The 19,971-nt window shown below is 35.6% G+C and carries 8 protein-coding genes; 3 read left to right on the plus strand and 5 right to left on the minus strand.

Annotated features, from left to right (window positions below; genetic code table 11):
* Nucleotides 1-376: 376 nt before the first annotated feature.
* The 3 genes from ACKX2A_RS20345 (at nucleotide 377) to ACKX2A_RS20355 (ending at nucleotide 7,492) form a co-directional block, all read left to right on the plus strand.
* On the plus strand, nucleotides 377-1,018 hold the full coding sequence (locus ACKX2A_RS20345) for a helix-turn-helix domain-containing protein (RefSeq protein WP_415326896.1): 642 nt from the start codon (nucleotides 377-379) through the stop codon (nucleotides 1,016-1,018).
* Nucleotides 1,019-1,430: 412 nt separating this feature from the next.
* Nucleotides 1,431-6,902: a beta strand repeat-containing protein gene (locus ACKX2A_RS20350; RefSeq protein WP_415326897.1), complete on the plus strand. Its 5,472-nt coding sequence runs from the start codon at nucleotides 1,431-1,433 to the stop codon at nucleotides 6,900-6,902.
* 68 nt (nucleotides 6,903-6,970) lie between these two features.
* Nucleotides 6,971-7,492 carry a hypothetical protein gene (locus tag ACKX2A_RS20355; protein ID WP_415326899.1) on the plus strand — a complete coding sequence of 174 codons (522 nt, stop codon included), beginning with the start codon at nucleotides 6,971-6,973 and terminating at the stop codon, nucleotides 7,490-7,492.
* A gap of 287 nt (nucleotides 7,493-7,779) precedes the next feature.
* On the opposite strand, the gene ACKX2A_RS20360 is transcribed toward ACKX2A_RS20355, so the two are convergent.
* The 5 genes from ACKX2A_RS20360 to ACKX2A_RS20380 form a co-directional block, all read right to left on the minus strand.
* Complete coding sequence (locus ACKX2A_RS20360; RefSeq protein ID WP_415326900.1) at nucleotides 7,780-11,121, minus strand: DEAD/DEAH box helicase; 3,342 nt, start codon at nucleotides 11,119-11,121, stop codon at nucleotides 7,780-7,782.
* 237 nt (nucleotides 11,122-11,358) lie between these two features.
* Nucleotides 11,359-16,170, minus strand: a complete 4,812-nt coding sequence (locus ACKX2A_RS20365; protein ID WP_415326902.1) for a DNA repair ATPase — start codon at nucleotides 16,168-16,170, stop codon at nucleotides 11,359-11,361.
* A 331-nt stretch (nucleotides 16,171-16,501) separates the two neighbouring features.
* The gene (locus ACKX2A_RS20370) at nucleotides 16,502-18,511 is read right to left on the minus strand and encodes a flotillin family protein (protein WP_415326904.1); all 2,010 of its coding nucleotides are present in this window, start codon (nucleotides 18,509-18,511) and stop codon (nucleotides 16,502-16,504) included.
* A gap of 100 nt (nucleotides 18,512-18,611) precedes the next feature.
* Nucleotides 18,612-19,265, minus strand: a complete 654-nt coding sequence (locus ACKX2A_RS20375; protein ID WP_415326906.1) for a hypothetical protein — start codon at nucleotides 19,263-19,265, stop codon at nucleotides 18,612-18,614.
* A gap of 3 nt (nucleotides 19,266-19,268) precedes the next feature.
* The gene (locus ACKX2A_RS20380; RefSeq protein ID WP_415326907.1) at nucleotides 19,269-19,970 is read right to left on the minus strand and encodes a PspA/IM30 family protein; all 702 of its coding nucleotides are present in this window, start codon (nucleotides 19,968-19,970) and stop codon (nucleotides 19,269-19,271) included.
* Between the last annotated feature and the right edge of the window lies 1 nt (nucleotide 19,971).

Consider the following 19,971-nt stretch of genomic DNA (forward strand, 5'->3'; position numbering starts at 1 on the left):
AATATAATAAGAATTCCGATCCTAAATAAGGTCGGAATTTTTTGTGTTCAATTTGCATTAAATGATTTTCGCTACAATTTCAAATTAAATGGATAAAATATTCTCGAAATATTCCATGTTTTGAGAATTATAGTAACATGAAAACGGAATTTTTTATTAAAATTTCTATAAATAATGGTAAAATAATTTTGGTTCCAAAATCTTATTTTACAAAAAATAATATTTGAAAATCAATTGTTTAAGTGTTTTTAAGACAAAATAATATCGGAAATAATCTTTTATTATGTTTTAATTTCAGGGTATTATGGTGATACTTTTACGGAAACTTTTGAAGCTGACAAATGCATAGTAAAGTAAGCTTAAAAACTTCCCGACCATGAAAAAAATTCTCTTCTTTCATCTCTTTTTAATGTACGGAATCTGTTCTTCACAACCTCCGAATTTCGGAAAGATCAACCGTGATTTTATCTATATAAGTCTGTTTCTAAGTCTGCTATTGTTTATCTATTTATTTGGAAAAAGAGAACAGAGAAATATCGAAAAACAAATAAGCGAGCTCGCCAATAACTGTGAAAAAAGAAGAAAAGAATTTGAGCTGATAAAAACAGATGAAGCTATATATAAAAATTCCAATCTTTCTAACGAAACCGCAAATACTATTCTCAAAAAGCTGGTGAAATTTGAAAAAGATCAAAGGTTTCTAAAAAAAGACATTACGTTAACTTGGTTAGCAAGCCATTTGGGAACAAACACAAAATATCTTTCAGAGACGATCAAAATTCATAAAAATAAAAACTTTAATGGTTATATCAATGGTTTAAGAATCAATTATATAACTCAGAAATTATACGAAGATCCGCAATATAGGGAAACCAAAATAGTCTCAATGGCAAAGGAATGTGGCTATGCATCATCTCAGGTTTTTGTGACTGCCTTTAAAAAAGAAAACGGATTCTCGCCATCATTTTTCATTAATAACCTTAATGGGAATGAAATTAAAAACCATAATTCAAATTAAATTAAAAATTTTCATAAAAATATAGTTGCGAAAAGTCTATCTGATATCTACCACGATAAATTTCAAAATCTTTCTGTTTTTAATGTTTCAATAATTTGATTTTTAGTTGTTTAAGTTATCTTCCTTTAGGTTGAAAAATTAATTATTGTCCCCAAAAAAAACGACTGTTTTTCAGAATTTATCTTGTTAACCGATTGTTTTTTTATATGATGTTAACATAATATTGTTAGGCTTTTCAAAGCTTATTGCGATTCTAAATACACACAAGAGAAAAAATGAAAACACAATCCAAACCCTTTGTAGGCAAAAACTTTCAACGTCCTCCGCCTTGTTTTTATTCAACAACATTTAATTCAAATTTTATGAATTCTAAATTTTTTAGGAAGTAAAACAATAACTAATAACAAAAGAAATGAGAAAAATATTAACTTTCTTCATTGCGATTATAGCTCCGTTTTTTGTGATAGCTCAGACACCGGGAGGAATTTCTATTGACCTTTCGGTCTGGTACAGGGCAGATAATGGCGTTGTCACAGATGGCTCGAAGCTCGTTACGCAATGGAATTCATCTTCTTTCACCAATGTTTCACTCACTCCGAGCGGAACGGCGACGTTGCCTTACAACGATCAGACAACCTACAAAAAAACACTGAATTTTAATCCAACAGTTACGTTTGACGGAACCAATAATTATTTAAGAAACACAACCACTAATTATCTAACTTCCATTGGATCTGTTCATTATATTGTAGTTGCGAGAGGAACAAACAGAAATACAAATTATCAGTCGTTGTTTGCAATTGCAGGAAATGATGATGGTTTTTTTTATTCCGGAGGTGGTACGACTGCTTTTCCGGCGATTGGAAACAATTTTAATTCTGCTGCGGCGGCAATTTCGTCACCAAACGATTTTGGAATATATTCGGCTATTCTTCCAAAAACACCAGCACAGGGAACTCAGAGAGGTTTTTATAATGGTTTGAAAAAGAATTATACTTCACCTTATCCTATTGGTGGTGGATCTTATGCTTTGCCTTCTGCAGGTGCTTATATTGGCGCAGATGGAGCAACAGGAGACAATTTTACAGGAGATATTGCGGAAGTTATACTTTATCACAGCCCGCTGGGAAACGATCTTTCGGATGCGGATCTTGAGAAAATTCATAGTTATTTGGCTGTAAAGTATGGGATTACACTCACTTCTACGCAAAATTATCTTTCATCAACCAATCAGGTAGTTTGGAATGCAACTGCAAATTCAGGTTTTGGAAATAATATTGCTGGACTAGGGAGAGATACAGCATTGAATCAAAGGCAATCGATGAGCTCAAATCCCGGAAAACAGATTTTGATTTCTACAACAGGTCTTACTTCAACGAATACAGGAAATTCAACACAACTAACAGACGGACAATATTTGATTTGGGGTGATAATGGTTTGGCTAAAATGTCAACAGTTCCCATTTCAGGAGTTTCAGGAGTAAATTACCGCTTTGCTTCTGTCTGGAAGGCTCAAAACACGGGAAATGTTGGAACAGTGCGCGTTGCGTGGCCTGCGAACTTGAAGAATTTAAAGCTTGTTCAAAGTTCAGATACAATATTCGACGGAACGGATACCGTGACAGATATGAGTGCAAATACTCAAACTGTAAACGGAGTTACTTACAATTATGCTGACGTTACTCTTGCCGATGGTCAGTATTTTACATTGGCATCCTATGTTCAGGCTCCGGGAGGAGTTGTAAATGGTTTAACGCAATGGTACAGAGCAGATTCCAAAACTGTAAATACAGGGGACGGGACAGATGTAACCTCTTGGACGGATCAGATTTCATCAACGGTTTCTGCGCAGATTTCAACGGCTGCACTTCCGAAATATAAAGCGGGAGCAAAGGATTATTTTAATTTTAATCCGGGTTTAAACTTCACAGCTATTCAGCAAATGATCGGAAATATCTCCGAATCTACTTTAAATAATGTGAATTATGATATTTTCACCCTTACCAAAGAAGGAATGACGGGAACGCGTTTCTTCAATATCGGGATGAATAATACAACGCTGAATGGTGCAAACTGGGATCAACCAGGATTATACGCCGATGGAAATATAGGTTTCAGAAATAATGCTGGAAGTGGGACGGTATATTTTGCCAATCCTGGTTCGATTACTTTCAATGCTAATATTCCAAGCATTATGTACCATACTTTTACAGATACTTCTTTAAGTAAAGGTTTAAATGGTGCTGCAAACGGAACAACTGCCACTCACAGTGCGATTGGTTTGGTAACTGGAGGTCATATTTTCGGAGCAAATGGTGGTGTAAATCCTCCAAATGGCGATGATTTTGGCTTCGTTGGAAATTTGGGTGAAGTTGCCATTTATGGTGGCGGAAATATTACTCCGACAGAAAGAAGAAGGGTAGATTCTTATTTAGCGATAAAATATGGAATTACTTTAAGCAGAACATCAACAGATAATTATCTTTCGGCTTCAGGTGGATTAATTTGGGACGGAACAGCAAACAGTGCTTACAGCAACAATATTGCTGGTATTGCTAAAGATGAACTGGCCGCTCTTGATCAAAAACAATCGATCAGTGTAAATGCTGGTAAGCAAGTGATTATCTCCACGACAGGTTTTGCAATTAATAATCAGGCAAATACGACTTCTTTAAATGATGGTCAATATGTTCTTTGGGGTGATAATGGTTTACAAAAAACTCCAAAAGTGGCGATTTTGGGAATTTCAGGAATCAATTATCGTTTTGAATCGATCTGGAAAGTTCAGAATACAGGAAACGCGGGAACAGTGAGAGTAACTTGGCCGACAGGTTTAACGAATCTTAAATTAGTTCAAAGTAACGATGCCAATTTTGATGGATCTGATGTTGTAACAGACATGAGCGCGAACACGCAAACGGTAAACGGAATTACTTATAATTATGCTGATGTTACGCTTTCAAATGGTCAATATTTCACTTTTGCAGCATTTGTACAAGCTCCTGGAGGAGTAGTGGGCGATTTGAGAGTTTGGTTGAAACCAGATAACGGATTTACACCGGCAGTTTGGCAGGATAAATCGATCAATGCAAACGATTTTACTCAGACGAATGCTACACGTCAACCTTTTATAGCTACGACTTTGTATAATTTTAATCCTGTTGTGGATTTTGGAGGAACAGCATCTGCAGACGGTCGCTTTATGGTTTATCCTTCTGGTGGACCTTTTACGGCTAATGGATTAAGTGCAACTTTGTTCTCAACGACATTAACGAGAACCGGCGGAACAAGTGGCTACAGGGATATTTGGGGATTTGGCGGAACAACAACTACGGCAAGTTTAGTCAATGCAAATTCTCCCACTGTAACGAAATTAAATAATGATATTGTACTATATGACTCTACAACATCGGCATTTTCAGGGCAATATCCCGATAATCAGTTTTTATTGACCGATATGTCTTATACGGTAAACGTAGCCGGAATTAAATATGGTCTTAATGGAACGACTGCAAATACAACGCAAACAAGAGTTACGGGGAATTCTCTTCAGGCAAGTGGAAGTGTTTTAGGTTCTCAGCCGGAAGTAATGAACGGGGTAATGGGTGATATGATCGCTTATGAAAGAGATCTTACAACGGACGAAAAAATTAAAGTAAGAACTTACAGCAGTGTAAAATATGGGATTACCTTACCTCATGACTATGTGTCTTCATCTAATCAGATTGTTTGGGATAATACTTCCAGCACGAGTTACGGAAATAATATTTTTGGTATTGCTAATGATTTGATTTCTTCATTATATCAAAAACAATCTAAAAGTATCAATGATGGACAAAAATTAATTATCGGAGCAGGAGGAGCTTTAGCGAATACAAATGCTTCAAATACAAATAGTTTAACAGACGGGCAGTTTCTTATCGTAGGAGACAATGGATTAAAACAAAATCTGGCAGTTCCAATTAACGGAATTACAGGAGTTAATTATCGTTTTGAATCTATTTGGAAAGCTCAAAATACAGGAAGTGTAGGCACAGTACGTGTCGCATGGCCTGTCGGATTGACCGCTTTAACATTAATTCAAAGTTCGGATTCTATATTTGACGGAACGGATACTGTGACGGATATGACTGCCAATACACAGGTTGTCAATGGAGTTACATATAATTATGCAGATGTAACGTTGTCAAACGGACAATATTTCACCTTTGCAGCGTTTTCACATGCACCGGGAGGAGTTATTAATGGATTAAGTCATTGGTACAGAGCAGATATTGATGCTACAAATACCGGAAACGGAACAGATGTTACGGCTTGGAAAGATTATACTTCTGGAGTAGTTTCAGCTCAAATTAATGCTAAAGCTTTACCGAAATATAGAGTTGGAGATGCTTCTTATTTTAATTTTAATCCGGGAATCAGCTTTACGGCGGTTACTCAAACGATTGGAAATATTTCTTTACCAACTTTACAGAGTAGAAATAATGATGTTTTCACATTCACGAAAGAAGGAATGACATTCCCAGGAAGTCCAAACCCGCACTTCTTCAGCATTGGGATGGATAATACGACAAATAATGACCAAAACTGGGATTATTTAGGATTATTCCCAAATGCAACGATCGAAAGAAGAGTTGTTGGAGGGGGAACTCAATTACCTAGTTCAGGTGTGAATTTCTCTACAACGATTCCGAGTATTATGTACAATACTTTTAGCAATACAACTTTAGCAAGAGGTTTAAATGGGGCAGCAAATGCCGCAACAGTAAGCACAGCGGCAGTTGGAGATGCAGTTGGAGGACATATTTTCGGAGATACGCGGTGGACAGGAAACGGAAGTGATAATGGCGGTATTATCGGAGATTTAGGAGAAACAATTATTTACGGAGCAGGAAATATTACTCCTGCAGAAAGACGAAAAGTTGATTCTTATCTTGCTCTAAAATACGGAATTACACTTGGTCGTACCGATACCGATCATTATTTATCATCAACAAATAGTATGGTTTGGGATGGTGCTTTTAACACAGCATTCAACAACAATATTTTTGGATTGGCTAAAGATGATATTTCTTCTTTGCATCAAAAAGTTTCGAAGAGTGTGAATGCAGGAACGATTCTTATTATGGCGACGAATAATGATTTCGTTTCTCAAAATTTAGCGGGAACAAGAACAGCTTTATCAGGCGATCAGAAATTCTTTGTTGCCGGAGATAACAACATCACTGCAACGCCTCTGAATACAGTCGTTTTCTTGGCCGGAAACAATACGAAGGTAATCCAGAGAAAATGGTTGGTTCAAAGAACGGCGGATCTTGGAAATCTCTATTTCCAGGCAGATCTTACCGCTTATGAAAGTCAGTTCTACGCTTCAGGATTGGTGTATATGGTGGTTGCGGATGATGCGAATTTCACGACAAACAGAATCCTTATTCCGGGAACAAAAGTAGCCGGAAAATGGGAATTCAACCACAATTTCGATTCTGAAAATGTAAAACGTTATATCACTTTTGCAACATTTGAAAATGCCATCAACGCAGCGTGTTACAAACCGGGAGCAATTGCAAGTGCAGGAAATCCGGCTTTAATAAGCAAAATGGGAATTTCTTCATTAGCAAGAACAAGTGCGCAAAGTATTTCAGACAATTGGCCTGCAGCTCGTACCGGAGCTTGGTTGGTTTTGGAAGCGAAAACGAAAGGTTTTGTAATCAACAGAATGGCTTTCAATGCTTCTGGAAATCCTGTGGGAATTACTCCTGCGAATTTTGTGGAAGGAATGCTTGTGTATGATATCACCAATAAATGTCTGAAAATGTACACTTCACAAGACGGAGGAACAACTTTCGGATGGTATTGTATGACGACTCAGGCTTGTCCGGATTAATAATAAAAATAAGAGGTTGGGATTAAACTGATTCCTAGCCTCTTTTCTAAAAATTTAAATTAATCATCATGAAAAAATTAATAATATCAATCATATCCTTTGTTGCGGTTGGTTTTCAAGCACAAATTGGAATCAGTAGACCGGATGTTGCGAACGGATCGGTTTCACTTCAGTTCAGTGATGCTGAAAATAAAGGATTAATTCTTCCTTACGTCACCGATAAAACCGGAATTACGCAAAATGGAACAATGATTTACGACACAACAGATCACAAAGTGAAGTACTTACAGGATACTAATACATGGTTTGATTTGAGTATTGATACAACGGGAACTGCTGATTTAACAATTCAGGCAAGCGATAGGATAGAACAATCTGGAGCAAGAGTTGCTGTCGATACAAAAGGCGGAACAGACACAACCCCCGGAATTTTTGTTCTGGCTGATAACGACAGAGCTATGATTTTGCCAAAAGTTGCAAGTCCGCACTTAAATATCATTAATCCAAGTGCAGGAATGATTGTTTATGACACGACAGCAAGACAATTAGCAATTTACAACGGCACGGTCTGGAGTTTTTGGAAACCTTAAAAATCATTGAATTGATATAAAAGAAAATTAACTCAGTTTTCAGGTTAATTCTTAAATTAGTTGTTGAAACCGTCTCATAGCGCATGAGGCGGTTTCTTTTTATTAAAAGTTGGCTTAAGTTTTTCAAACTTAGGAATTTAAGTGTACTGCTTAAAAAACGTAATAAAAATCAATGTATTGATTTCTTAATCTTAATTATCAAAATAAATTTTTAAATAAGAATAAGCTGCATTTATTTTGTTTAAGTAAGTTTAGCTTAAGATTTAAACAAGCTCTAAAATATTTTTCTATTTTAAAATCTCCAATAAATCACTTTTTGTAAAGCTTTGAAAATTAGAATTATCGGTTTTTATCAGATTTTCTACAAGCTTGCTTTTTTTCTTTTGAAGATTCATGATTTTTTCTTCGATGGTGTCAGAACAAATTAAACGTACAGCGATGACATTCTTCGTTTGCCCGATTCTGTAACTACGGTCGATAGCTTGATTTTCGGAAGCAGGGTTCCACCACGGATCTACAAGAAAAACATAATCTGATTTTGTAAGATTCAGTCCTGTACCACCAGCTTTTAAACTGATAAGAAAGACACGTATATTTTCATCAGTCTGGAAATTATTCACTTTTGTACCGCGATCTTTAGTTTGTCCGGTAAGATATTCAAAAGGAATATTTTTCTTAATCAGTTCATCTTTAATAAGATCGAGCATACCAACAAATTGCGAAAATACAAGAATTTTATGCTCTTTCGATTTATTTTCAATTTGTTCGGTGAGAACTTCGATTTTCACGGCATGCTCATTAGAATGACCTTCTTTTAGCAAAACCGGAGAATTACAAATCTGTCTTAGTTTCGTTAAACCAGCCAGTACATGAATTTTATTTTTAAGCACCTCATCGTCAGTAGATCCCGAGATATAATCCCGTAATTCTTTCTCATAAGTATCGTAGATAGCACGCTGTTCCAAATTCATTTCGCAGTAGATAACCATTTCCGTTTTTTCGGGAAGCTCTTTTGCGACCTGCTTTTTGGTTCTCCTGAGGATGAAAGGTTTTATTTTTTGCTGAAGCTCAACGGCACGTTTTGTATATTCAAATTTATCGATTGGAACGGCATAAGTATCTTTAAAAAATTGTTTGCTTCCTAATAATCCGGGGCAGGCAAAGGAAAGTTGTCCGTAAAGATCAAAAGTATTGTTCTCAACAGGCGTTCCGGTGAGTACGATTTTATTTCTCGATTGTAATAATCTTGCAGCTTTATATTTTTCCGAATTTGGATTTTTAATAGTTTGCGATTCATCAAGAAAAATATAATTAAAATTAAATTTTTTCAAGAACTGAATATCCGAAAGCAGCATTCCATAGCTTATCAGCACGACTTCATATTGATGCATTTTATCAATGCTTTTCTTCCGATCTGCGCCGTAATGAAGCAATACTTTGATGGAGGGAGCAAACTTTTCGATTTCCTGTTGCCAATTGAATAAAAGGGAAGTTGGAACAACAATCAGGTTAGTTGTATGACCATATTTTTCCCTTTGATATAAGATAAAAGCAATGATTTGAATCGTTTTTCCCAATCCCATATCATCGGCAAGACAGCCTCCGAAATTAAATTTGTCAAGAAATCCAAGCCAGTTTAATCCTTCCCGTTGATAATCTCGAAGTTGAGCTTTTAATTCTACAGGAACGGAAATTTCAGGAATATTTTTAACATCAGAAAAGTGTTGAGCATAATTGCTGAGTTCTTGATGAATTTCTTCACTCAAAACTTCCTTTTCAAAAAGATTGGATATTTCCGTTAAATTGATTTTTGGAATTTTCAGTAATTCTTCATCAATATCTCCAACCTGAAAATATCGCGTGATTTTTTCGATCCATTCATCAGGCAAAATACCTTGAGAACCGTCGTCCAATTGTACAAATTTTGATTTATTTCGGATGGCTTTATGAAGTTGTTTTAAAGGCGCTTCTTTTTTACCAAAGCGAACACTCAGTTTTGCATTAAACCAGTCTACACCGCTCGTTACAACAATATTAATTTTCGCCCGATGAGGATTCAATTTCGTGTTTTTTAAATCATTGAATCCAAGAATGGTAATGCCTTCATTTCTCCACATTTCAAAGGCTTCCAGAAACCAATTGCCATCCAGAAATTTATCTTTGTGAAGATAAAAATACTGATATCCTCCAAGTTGTTCTTTAAAATCATCATGCTGCTGCATTATGATGGCTGTCAATTGATTTTCGGCATCAATATTTCGTTCTATTTTAAACTCATTTCCATTCTGATCAGTATCAAACAATTGTTTTCGGGAATAAGCGGCAACTTCTATCGCTCCGTACTTCATGACCGGAGTTAAAGAAATGTAATTTCCCTTTTGCTGAAGATAAACAATACGCTCTGTCTGAAAGCTTTTTTCCGCCGATTCTGCTGGAGTTGCCTTACGAATATAACTGTAATTGATGTGAACATATTGCTCTAACGATGATAAAATGGTATTCAAAAATTCTTCATATTTTGATTTGTGAACAATGAGAATTTCATTATTTGATTTAAAAAAACGAATCACACGCAGCAAATCCGGATTGTCTATAAGATGAAGTGTATTTTGATGATAAACAAATTGTTCATTTCTTAAAACAATATTTTTAAATGGAATTGAAACATCATTAAACTGCAATTCTCCTGTGATTTCATAGAAAGGATCTTTCTTAAAAACCGTAAGTTGTATTTCAGCCTTTAAAATATTCAGATTTACAGACACCAAAGATTTTGATGAAATTGTTTCTGAAATATTGTGATCGTGATAATAAACCGCCAATTCCAAAGGGTTTTGCGCGATCAGTTGCAAAGCATGTATTTCCGCTGGACTTTTTTCTTCACTGAATTTGGTTTGAAAAGTAACAATCGCCGTATAAAATTTTATTTCCGAAGGTTGTTCCGCATTCCAAATCAAACTCATAGGATCGACAGTTGTAATCGGGTTTTTAATTTTTCCGGTTTGGGTAACATCTGCTTCCATCAACGAAAAATTTAGTTGATTATAAAAACGATGTCTTCCAATCACCAAAATTTTCTTTCTATCTGTGTCTTTTGTAGCCAATTCGTCCAATATCGATGGTCGTTGCGGAAGAAGTTCTTGTTTGAAAAGTTGTTCATCAAGCCTCACAAGTTCTTTGATTTTTGGCTGAATATCCAGTTTTCCATCTTTGTATTCTAGTTGAAAATAGGCATCAAGGTGAGGTTCATTTTCCAGTCCGAAACCTTTTGCTGTAGAAATTAATGTTCGTTGTCTTAAATGATGATCGAAAAATATTCGAAAATTTTTCTGCTCAAGAATAGCATGAATAATTTCAGTTTGATGTTCACAAAGTTTTTGACTTTCGTTGTCACAAGAACAAGCCGTAATCAACGAAGAACCAACCTGACTGACAGAAACATTTGGATAATCAATCGTGGAAATAGACTTGGTAAAAACTCCCGCATTGCATTCCAAAGCAATAGGATAGATGTCCCGGAAATCTTTATTCTCGATAAAACCTGCATTCTGAGTATGTTTTAAAAGATCGTATATCGAAAGTGTCGTGATATTCGTATCCGGTAAAATATATTCTTTGGGCAGCTTCATGAGTTCGGCAGGAAAGTGATTAATTAATTTGCCAATTTACGTAAAAATGCTCTTTAAACTAATTTTAAATTTCACCACAAAAGTTACAAAAGATATTTACCAGTTTTATTAGATAATCCAAAGCACTCAAAAGGATAAAAATCAAAGATTTTTAAAACTTATGTTTTCTTTTTTAGGCTTTAAATATTTATCTAAAATCTTTTGTGACTTTTGCGGTAAAATAAGAGTTTAAACAATTTATGAATTTTTCAAAACGTCCTTAATACCCTCCAAACCTTCACTGAACTGAGAAAGAAGCGCAATAACCTGCGCCATTCTATCGCTTTCCCCAAGACCTTTGATCATCTTATTTTTTACAAAAGTGTTTTTAATTTCTTCCCAACGTGTCTGTTCTTCGGGGTTAATAATATTCATTAATTCTTTCAGTTTTAACATATTGAATTCTGCTCCCGTTGTCAATGTCTGAGATTCATTTTGATAATGATTTAAAACCAACTGAACGACTTCCTCATCCTTTAAAATAGGCTGAATTTGAGTAATCAGTTTATTCATATTTCGGTAAGAACCCTGAAGCTTAAACGGCGGTTCGTTTCTGTATTCGTCCGACATTGCTGCAGAAGCGATGTACTGACTGTTTACCTTCAATATAATATCACGAACCTTCATCGTGTTTTCCAGCACTTTTTTGAAATCTGCAATTTCGTTTGAACTGAAATTTCCTAACAAATCAATATTCGGATTATCGGTTAAAATCGCATCATATAATCGATACAGGTTTTCCATTCCGGGTTGTGTCAGTCGACTAAGATAATCGTTTGAAGTCAATGCATTTTCAATTAAACTTAAATCAAATAATTCCGTTTTGCTTCCTGAAATTTCCCCTAAATTGTAAGTATCGGAACGATTTGCCAACATATCAGGAATTTTGAATTTCTCCCCGTTTTCTGTGTAAGGATTTCCCGCCATCACGAGACAGAAACGTTTAGACCTCAAATCATACGTTTTACTTTCGCCATTGTAAATTCCTTCAATTTTTCGCTGTCCATCAGCAAGAGAAATGAATTTCTGCAAAAACTCAGGATTACAGTGTTGAATATCATCGAGATAAAGCATCACGTTATCGCCCATTTCCAGAGCCAGATTCAATTTTTCAAGTTCCTGTCTTGCTCCTGCATTTTTCGCTTCACTCGGGTCCGTTGATACAATATCGTGACCAATCGAAGGTCCGTTGATTTTCATGAAAACCAAGCCCATTCTGTCTGCCATATATTCCATCAACGTCGTTTTACCGTAACCTGGTGGAGAAATCAGAAGCAACATTCCCATTCTGTCGGTTCTTTTGTCGTTTCCTATGGTTCCAAGCTGTTTCGCAAGATTGGCTCCGATTAATGGGAAATACACTTCACTAATCAGTTTATTCCTCACAAACGAACTTAAAACCTGAGATTGAAACGTATCCAGTTTTAAAGATTTCTTTTTATCGGCAATCCATTTGGACTTAAGTTCCTGTAATTGTTTGTATTTCGGAACGGTAACATCATTGAAATGTCCGAGGCGGGAAACAAATTCATAATAATTCAGAACATATTCCGCATCTTTTTCCAATGATTTTAATCCTTTTAAAACTGCTTCATAAGCAATATGCTGAATATTTTTTTCGTTAAAATTCTGAGTAACCAGAAAAACAGCAACCTCCTGTTTTATATTTTCTTCAACCTGTAAATTTTTACTGAAAATAAATGCCTGCAATGCACTTTCAGCAATTGAATAACACGCGGAAGGGTAGGCGTACAACGCTTCTAGCTGATCGATAAATTCAATATCCTTTACCTTTCCTTTAAGATCTTCAATAAAATTTTGATATAAATCTCCAGCTTTTGTCGAAATGATAAAATGGGCTTTGTCTTCTCTTTTCAGGTAAACAGCAACTTTTTTATAATTAATTTCTCCAAAAAAATGGCCGTTTTCCGCAAAGGTTTTGATTTCGGCGGATAATTCTTCTATAAGATATTTAAACCCTTTTTCCGTAGTAAATGATTTCGAAATTAAAGCAGCAGCCTCAAACTGTTTAGTATAATAATCTTTTCTTTCAGTATTTAAAAAATTCCAGAAAAGTTGAGCCAAAGCACGTTCTTGTGGGGTAAACTGCATCAGCCCCAATTCATTATGTATTTGCTGAAGTTTAGTGACGATCGTTAATGCGTCTTCATCGTGAATTCCTTTTACAAGACCTTCTCCAAAATGTTCAGTCAAAAACTGCTGAATAAGATAGCGGTTTTGTTCTTCGGTTGCAATATTTTGGTTTAATGAAAAAATATTCCACGCCAGATATTCGAAACGTTTTACATATTGGTTTTCAGAAATATATTCCTGATTCCAGACGTCTTTATATTCTGCGAGAGTTTCGAAATGTAAGGGTTCGTAGAAACTTGTCCCTGTTAGATGATAATAATATTGTGCATTTTTCAGCACCATTGTAAGATCGAGTTTCTGACGATTGACCGCAAATTTATAATCTCCTAACGCAATAATATTATCGCCATCTGCATAAATTTCCTTCTTATCTTTCAGCTTTCTTACGGCTTCCTGCTGTGAGGTTTTCAGGAAAGTCTGGATTTCTTCAGCCTTTGCAGAATCTTCCATTTCCGTCAACTGTCGGGAAATATCTCTCACTTTTTCGACCATCAAATCGGTGGCAAAATAACCGTTGATTTCATTGTCGCTGTTGAAGGTTTCCGCTTTGGTCTGAACAGATTTTAAAATTCTCTGAGCCGAATCAAACAGGTTTTGTGTTCGTTTGTTTCTCGCTTCCGTAAGCTGAACTCTTTTATTCTGAAAATGTCCGTAAACTTCTTCTCTCTTTTCGCCGATCTTCTGAATAAATTCTTCAAAATCTACGAATTTGGTTTCCATATCTTCCAGTTGAATGGAAAGTTTGGTAAGATATTCATCACATTTTTCAGGAGTCTGGGAAAGTTCTAAAAAGTTAATCACTGATTGATCGAACAATGTCATTTGCGCCTGAAAATCGGCAGACAATTCTTTCCCTGAGATTTCTCTTTTTCTTTTTAAAAGTTCTAATCTTTCCTGATTTAATCTCGCAAAAATCAAAGAAATATTTTCAATGATTTGAGTTGATTGTGAAGTATCCTCAATTTTAAGATTGTTGACAATATCCACCAAAAGCTCTAATTGGGCGGATAAATTGTTGATTTCTTCGTCAATTCCTTTGGCATCAATTGCTTTTTGAAGATTGATAATCTGCTCAGTAATATTCTCGGCTCTTTTATGATAAGGCTGTAAGGAATTTTCCTGAAGCAAAAAGCTTACGCATGCATTCGAAAGTTCTTCCGAACGGGTATAAAGTGATTTTTCAAGAGAATCTAAAATGTTTGTATCAGCATATTTTAATTCTCTGATACCGATAATTTCACCTCGCAAAGCGCGGATTTGGGAAAGCATATCAATGTATTCCGTTAATTCGGAATAATGAATTCTTTTTGTGTCATCCAACGTTTTTTCACAAGCAACTTTTATTTTTTCAATAACTTCGGCCGTTTTTTTCTTCTGCTCGACAACTTTTTCATATTCATTAATGGCAGAATGGGCAATTTTCCTGATTTCCTTTAACGGAACATCAAGATGCTGAATTTCCTCTTCGCCCAAAAAATAATAAGCATCCAGAATTGTCGTCGAAAGTTTTACAATATCATCATAAAGTCCGCTGTACGAGTCTTTTTTGTTTAATAAAGTAATCAATTCCTGGCTTTCCGCCATTACTCTTACGATATCTTTATTCCCGATTTTATATAATAAATTGTCTGCTTTTTCTGTATTTATCCTGAATTCTTTTGAGTATGGCGACTGCCAAATCTGTGCAAGATGATGTTTTGTAGTTTCTGTACTTTCTCGAAGATAAATTAATCTTCCGTCATTTAAAATCGTGAAACCACTGCAACGAATTGGTGTTTCGATGGTCTGAGTAATGATATTATAGGAAACCAACTGGTAATTATTGGTTTTATCATCATAGAAAATATACAGGAAGTTTTCACCGTTGGGTTCAGCAATAGTTTTAAGATAATGAAGACGGTTTTGGTCTTGTGAAATAACCTTCAAACCTCCCGTTTGCAATGCATATCCGTTGGAAAATAAAACACCCTGACTTTCAGGAAGCAAAACACCTGCATGTTTTAAAGCGTCAACTCTGGAAACCGTTTTTTCCTTATGATTGTAAATGAAATACCGTTCCGTTTCCTGATACGGTCGGATTTTAAATAAAACCAAATTTCCCAAATCACAGAAGTGTATTTCTGCGTCATCCAGATTTTGGTCTTTATGCGTAACGTCCTCAGAATAAATACCTTTTCCTGTATCGGTGTTGTCTTCAATTTTAATGGTAATATCACCTCCGGTGGATTCAACGAAAACTTTATCTGCCAAAGAAACGTGCGGATATTTTCCGTTTCGCTGCATATCTCTGGTCGCTTTTGTCCATGCAAAGCCATGCTGAGGAGGGTAGGAGACTTCTGAAGCGCTTCTGGAATCTATATACACCAACTGATTTTCCTTAATCAGCCATTTGAAAGCTTTGATATCCGATGTGCTTTCAGAAAGCTGGAAAACCATGTACAAATAGTTTTCCGTGAAATAAAAACGGGCAAAAAAGGTATTTCTGTAATATTTATAAAGGTTTTTGAACTCATCAATGAAAATTTCATCGTTGATTAAGGAACAATCCTGTGGTTCAAAACGGTTGTTATTAATTTTATGGACGGAAAATACATCTGTGATATTTACTTCACTTTGCACTCCCAAATGAGCATTGGAACCGAAAATCAGAAGGTTGTTGAATGAGAAAATATCTTTCGCCACGCAATTGTGGTCGGTGGAAATTCTTTCATTAGCAATCAGAGAAAAATCGATGCCTCCAAAAATACTTTTACGGCTGTCATTAAGCTTGTAGAGTTTTTCGACAAGGATGTTTTTCTGCTCATTCAGACGGTTCTGAATAATTTCGTATATACCGGAATTAAGTTTTTCTGACATAATTTTGGTTTAAATAATTTTATAAACCTGTTTTTTGTTGGTGATCGCAAAGGCACAAAGTCTTTTTGGTAATATCTCAATGATTAAGACACAAGGATTTTATCTTTGATAAAATTTATCTCGTTTTATTTTAAAAATCTTTGATTTTCTTGTGTCTTAAAAACGTTTTTAAGGTTTAAAAATCTTTGAGTCTTTGTGTTTTTCCAATAAAATTTAGTTTAAACAAGTTCATAATTTTGTTAAAAAAACTCCCAAAGTTTTCACGAAAAGTCGCTAAAACAGTGAGAGTTCTACTGATGTTTATGTTGAGTTCAATGGTTCAGAAAACTGATTATTTCAACGGTTTGTTTTCAACTCCTAAATGTTTTGCCATATCGAGTGCTTTCCCAAGAATTCCTTTTTCGTTTTGGTCTGCAACATTGTTTAATTTAAATATCAATGAGGCAATGCTCATGTTTTTGATATCTTCGGATGAAATATTGTATTTGTTCACCATTCCCATCACTTTGCTGATGATGTTTTCGTCACCGCTCAGTAAATTTTCCTTTAGCAACTGTGCATTTTCACTATGGTTGATGAATTTATCCAATCCTTTTCCTGCGGAAACCTGACGAACAACATTGTCGAAGAAAGTATTGTCGCCACCCACGATATCGATGTTTGCAGATTTAAATGCTTCTGCTAAAACTAAAGATTGTGCTTCTGCAATATCTTTCTGAATAGAAATTTGAGCCAATTCCACTTCTTTCTCTTTTGCCAATGTTAATCGGAATTCTTCATGATCTTTTCCTGCATCATTTAATTTCTTCATTGCTTCAGCTTTTTCAGTTATTCCTGCTGCTTCTGCCAATGCTTTTTCTTTGATCACTTCCGCCTGAGCAATTCCTTCTTTTCTGATGGCATCCGCTTTTTTCTCAATAACAATCGCTTCTACTATACCTTGTTTTTCGGCCGCATCTGCTTTTGCCTGCATTACCTGAGCTTCAGATAAACCAACTGTTGCTTCTTCTTTGGCTTTTGCATCGGCGATAATTTTACGAGCTTCGGCTTCTTTTTCGGCAGCATCTCTTTTTGCCTGAGCTTCAATAACGTATTTCTGGGCATCTTTTTCTGCAGCTAATTTGCGAGATTCTGCTGCTTTTGTTTCTTCGATTAATTTTTTCTCGGCTTCCTGAGTTGCCATTGTGATTTCTACCTGCTTGTTTCTTTCTGCGGTTTTGAATGCTTCTAAATCTTTGATTCCCTGCTGCTCTTCCACAACGGTTTTTTCCATTGTTAATCTTTCACGGATTGCATCCTGAATGGTTTTCTTTTCTAATTCAATGGCTTTTTCTTTTTCAATTTGAGCCAAAGAAACGATTCTTTCTCTTTCTGTTGCTTCCAATGCTTTGTCTTTAAGGACTCTTTCGGTTTCAACAAGATCTGCGCGTTCTTTGTTTTTAGCGGCGATAACAACCTGACGAAGCTTATTTTCTTCTGCAATCTGCAATTTCTCTTCTGTTGCGATTCTTACCGTTTCGTATTTCAAACGCTCTTCTTCTTCAACTTTTAAAATTTCAGCATTTTCACGGGCTTTGATGTTGGCAACTTCTCTTTTCTGAGACTCTTCTTTTTCGGCTAATTGTTTTTCCAATTCAAGAATCGCTTCACGCGCTTCAACATTCTGTTTGGTGATTGTTTTTTCCTCATCTCTGCGAACCTGGTTGGCTTTAATGTTTTGAGTAGCCGTCAATTCCGTAATTTTTTTAATACCTTCCGAATCTAAGATATTGTCTTTGTCTAATTTATCAATAGAAGTCTGTTCAAGATAATCGATCGCACAATCATCTAAAACATAACCATTTAAGTCTGTTCCGATGATGTCCAGAATTTCCTGACGGAATTCACTTCTTGCCTCATATAATTCTGTGAAATCGAATTTTTTACCCACTGTTTTTAAGGCTTCTGAAAATTTAGCTTCAAAAAGTTCTCTTAAGGTATTGGTATCTGAAGCCCTTTGGCAACCGATGGTTTGTCCGACATTAATAATATCATCCACCGATTTATTTACTCTGATGAAAAAAGCAACCTGAATATCGGCTCTCATATTGTCTTTACAGATCAATCCTGCTTTTCCTTCTCTCGATATTTCTAATTTTTTCACGGAAATATCCATAGATTCCATACGATGGATGATCGGGATTACAATTCCTGCATTGAAAAATACTTTCGTTCCTCCGTAACCTGTCCTGAGAATTACAATTCCCTGAACCGTCTTCTTGTACATCGACAACACCCAAAAGATGAGCCCGACAGTAGCGATTACGATTACAATAATTCCAACAATTAAAGGTATATTCATAAGTTTAATAGTTTATATGTTAAAAATGTGTTTTTTTAAGTAAAAAATGATAAAATATAGTCGAGGATAATGATAAAAAGAGTGAACATGGTTATTGGTTTTAAAAATTAAAACCAGTATCTACGACATAAAATTTTCGGTTCGGTTCTTCATCTACAATCATCACTCGTGTTCCATGTTCCAGTTTTTTTCCGTCTTTGCTTTTGACCATCAGCGTCATGGGATCGCTCCCGATGAAAACCTCCATCATTCCGATTTTATTTCCTTCAATGCTTGATTTCAATCTGCCTTCTCTTCCCAAAAAATCGTGAGCCCTTTCTCCTTTATGGTTAATTTCCTTGAAGAAAGGATTTAATGGTTTTAAAATAATTTTAGTTAAAATTAAACTGCCAATCAGCAACGGAACTACCATCAATGCTTCTGCCCAAGTTGGCAACGGAAGAAAAACATTAAGATAAATAGAGCCCAGCCACGTCAGCAAAAGAACAAGCGTAAGAAAATACGTCATCGGAACAATATCCAGATTCAGGAATTTCAGAAAATGTGCCCAAGCTGAAGGATCGTTGGAGATGTGGACATGTCCGTCCGGAGCGTCTATGTCCAAATCGGCATCTACATCAGAATCCATTCCGACATCGATATCCAATCCTGTAAGCATTGTAAATACCCAATAAATAACTGATAGCGCCAAAAGCACACTCAAAACTGTATTTACCGGAGAAAAAGCAATGTTTAAAAATTCCTGAAAGGTCATTTTTTACCCTTTTTTTAATGATTCTTTTAATTTTTGTAAAGCATCTCCTGCTTCTGTATCTTCATTTTTCAATAAAGCATCAATTTCTTTATCGACAGATTTTCCCGTTTTTGAAATTTCAAGATAAGCCTCTGCTTCGGCTTCCTGCTGAGTAACTCTTTCTTTAAGTTTTTCCAGCATACTCACTGTTCCGTCTGTGTCAATCTGCGTCATTTTCTGATTGATATCTCTCGTTGCTTCACTCACCTGAACTCTGGCTTTTAAAGTTTTGAGCTCTGTTTCCCATTTGGAAATGCTGGATTTTAGATAATCGATATTTCCCTGCATTTTGTCACATTCTCCGTGAAGTTTCTCGGATTCGGATTTTAAAGCATTTACATTTTCCTGTGCCGCAGCTTGTTTTTTTAATGCTTCTTTAGCTAATCTGTCTGCTTCGGCAGTATCAACTTCGCCTTTTTCCGCTTTCTGGACTAAAAGAACTGCTTTTTTATAATATTCTTTTGCGGTTAATTCTTCAGTTTCTGCTTCATTTTTCTTGCGAATCGACAATGCTTTTAGTTGAGCCAATGTTTCGGTTTTTTCGGCAAGCTGTTCTTTCATTTCTCGGATTCCCTCTTCCGTCAGTTTTATAGGGTCTTCAAAATCATCGATTGCAGAGTGTAGTTCTGCTTTTCCTATATGTAATAATCTTTTGAAAATGTTCATT

Origin of the sequence: Chryseobacterium sp. MMS23-Vi53, from assembly GCF_047651245.1 — a bacterium.
GTDB lineage: Bacteria > Bacteroidota > Bacteroidia > Flavobacteriales > Weeksellaceae > Chryseobacterium.

Coding starts and splice junctions, on each gene's coding strand:
- ACKX2A_RS20345 (WP_415326896.1), top strand. CDS start 377: ATGAAAAAAATTCTCTTCTTTCATCTCTTTTTAATGTACGGAATCTGT.
- ACKX2A_RS20350 (WP_415326897.1), top strand. CDS start 1,431: ATGAGAAAAATATTAACTTTCTTCATTGCGATTATAGCTCCGTTTTTT.
- ACKX2A_RS20355 (WP_415326899.1), top strand. CDS start 6,971: ATGAAAAAATTAATAATATCAATCATATCCTTTGTTGCGGTTGGTTTT.
- ACKX2A_RS20360 (WP_415326900.1), bottom strand. CDS start 11,121: ATGAAGCTGCCCAAAGAATATATTTTACCGGATACGAATATCACGACA.
- ACKX2A_RS20365 (WP_415326902.1), bottom strand. CDS start 16,170: ATGTCAGAAAAACTTAATTCCGGTATATACGAAATTATTCAGAACCGT.
- ACKX2A_RS20370 (WP_415326904.1), bottom strand. CDS start 18,511: ATGAATATACCTTTAATTGTTGGAATTATTGTAATCGTAATCGCTACT.
- ACKX2A_RS20375 (WP_415326906.1), bottom strand. CDS start 19,265: ATGACCTTTCAGGAATTTTTAAACATTGCTTTTTCTCCGGTAAATACA.
- ACKX2A_RS20380 (WP_415326907.1), bottom strand. CDS start 19,970: ATGAACATTTTCAAAAGATTATTACATATAGGAAAAGCAGAACTACAC.